The sequence below is a fragment of the Streptomyces sp. SID5910 genome (assembly GCF_009862125.1).
Taxonomy (GTDB): Bacteria; Actinomycetota; Actinomycetes; order Streptomycetales; family Streptomycetaceae; genus Streptomyces.
Genome location: NZ_WWHX01000846.1, coordinates 1 through 2198, shown reverse-complemented (window position 1 = coordinate 2198; position 2198 = coordinate 1). Strand labels below are relative to the sequence as shown.

Genomic DNA, 2198 nt, shown 5'->3' with positions numbered 1-2198 from the left:
CGTGTGCAGCGTGATGGGGACGGACGAGTATCCGGGCCTGGCGGAGCGGTTCGGGGTGCCCATCGTGGTGACCGGGTTCGAGCCGCTGGACATCCTGGAGGGCGTACGGCGCACCGTGCGGCAGCTGGAACGCGGCGAGCACACCGTCGACAACGCGTATCCGCGGGCGGTGCGCGCGGAGGGCAACCCAGCCGCGCGGGCGATGCTGGACGACGTCTTCGAGGTCACCGACCGGTCGTGGCGCGGCATCGGCGTCATCCCGGCGAGCGGCTGGCGGCTGTCCTCCCGCTACCGGGACCACGACGCCGAACACCGCTTCCAGGTCGGGGACATCACCACCCGCGAGCCGGCCGAGTGCCGCAGCGGTGAGGTGCTGCAAGGGCTGCTCAAGCCCCACGAGTGCGAGGCCTTCGGCACGACCTGCACGCCGCGCACCCCGCTCGGCGCCACCATGGTCTCCAGCGAGGGCGCGTGCGCCGCGTACTACCTGTACCGGCGCCTCGACCTGCCGGCCCGCACGGCACCGTCCGCCCCGATCCTGGAGGACAGCAGCGTTGTCTGACACCACCGCGGCACCGGACATGTTCGCCCTGACCTGCCCCGCGCCGCTGCGCGAGCGGGCGCGGGTGGTGATGGGCCACGGCGGGGGCGGCGCGATGTCCGCCGAGCTGGTCGAGCAGGTCGTCCTGCCGGGACTCGGTTCGGCGGTGCCCGCCGCGCTGACCGACTCCGCCGTGCTGGAGCTCGGGGGCGCCCGACTGGCCTTCTCCACCGACTCGTTCGTGGTGCGGCCGCTGTTCTTCCCCGGCGGCAGCATCGGCGACCTGGCCGTCAACGGCACGGTCAACGACCTCGCGATGAGCGGTGCGCGCCCGGCGTTCCTCTCGTGCGGGCTCATCCTGGAGGAGGGCGTCGAGATCGACACCGTGTCCCGGGTGGCCGAGGCGCTCGGGGCCGCCGCCCGCGCGGCCGGGGTGCGGGTGGTGACCGGGGACACCAAGGTCGTGGAGGCTGGGCACGGCGACGGCGTCTACATCAACACCTCCGGGATCGGGCTGGTCCCCGCCGGGGTCGAGCTGGACCCGCGGCGCGTGGTGCCCGGCGACGTCGTGCTGGTCAGCGGCGCCATCGGCGCCCACGGCATGGCCATCATGAGCGAGCGGGAGAACCTGGGCTTCGAGGCGGACGTCGTCAGCGACTGCGCGCCGCTCGGCGGGCTCGTCGAGGCGATGCTGAACGTCACCCCGGACCTGCACGTCCTGCGGGACCCGACGCGCGGGGGCCTGGCCGCGTCCCTGAACGAGATCGCGGCGGCCTCGGGCTGCGGGGTCGTCGTCCAGGAGCGGGCCGTGCCGGTGCCGCCGGCCGTGGCGGGGGCCTGCGCCATGCTGGGCCTGGACCCGATGTACGTCGCCAACGAGGGCAAGCTCGTCGCCTTCGTGCCCCGGGAGCACGCCGACGCCGTCCTCGCGGCGATGCGGGCGCACCCGCTCGGCGCCGAGGCCGTGGTCATCGGCGAGACGGTCGCGGAGCATCCCGGCATGGTCGTCGCACGGACGGGGCTCGGCGGGACGCGGGTGGTCGACATGCCGCTGGGTGAGCAGCTTCCGCGCATCTGCTGACCGGCGTCCCCTCGCGTGTGCGGCGCGGCGGGTGTCCCGGATCACCGGCCGGATGCCGGACACCCGTCACGCCTGCTCGTCCCACCGACTAGGGTGGCGGGCGCAGCTGGTTCGCACCCGTCCGCCAGGCGGGGCGCGTCGCAAGAGGGAACCCGGTGGGAATCCGGGACTGCCCCGCAGCGGTGAGCGGGAACGACCGCCGTCATACGCACTGGGTCCGTGCAAGGGCCTGGGAAGCGACGGCCAGTAGGTGTCCTCCTCGGTGACCGAGGTGAACGACGAGGACCTGCCCGCGAGTCCGAAGACCTGCCAGTCGCCCGCGTACGACGACTCGTGCGCGGACATCCCGGTGACCTCGAGGGCGGGTCTGCGTACATACCAGGCGGACGACCGCGCCTCGCCGCGCGAGGCCGTGCCCGCCCGGTCCGTCACCCCTTCGCGCTTCTCGTCCCGTCGCCGGGATCTCAGGGATTCATCTCGCGAAGGAGATCTCCGTGACACCGAAGACCGCGGCCGCGGCAGCACGGGCCACCGTGTACGGCTACCCCCGCCAGGGCCGGAACCGGGAGCTGAAGA

2 protein-coding genes and 1 riboswitch are annotated in these 2198 nt (G+C 73.7%); both genes read left to right on the top strand.

Going from position 1 to position 2198, the window contains the following annotated elements:
- On the top strand, positions 1-562 hold a 562-nt coding region (gene hypD / locus GTW67_RS29655), incomplete at its 5' end, for a hydrogenase formation protein HypD (protein WP_161167835.1).
- The gene (hypE, locus tag GTW67_RS29650) at positions 555-1622 is read left to right on the top strand and encodes a hydrogenase expression/formation protein HypE (protein ID WP_161167834.1); all 1068 of its coding nucleotides are present in this window, start codon (positions 555-557) and stop codon (positions 1620-1622) included. The genes hypD and hypE, both read left to right, overlap by 8 nt.
- A gap of 90 nt (positions 1623-1712) precedes the next feature.
- Positions 1713-1950: riboswitch (cobalamin riboswitch) on the top strand.
- Positions 1951-2198: the final 248 nt, after the last annotated feature.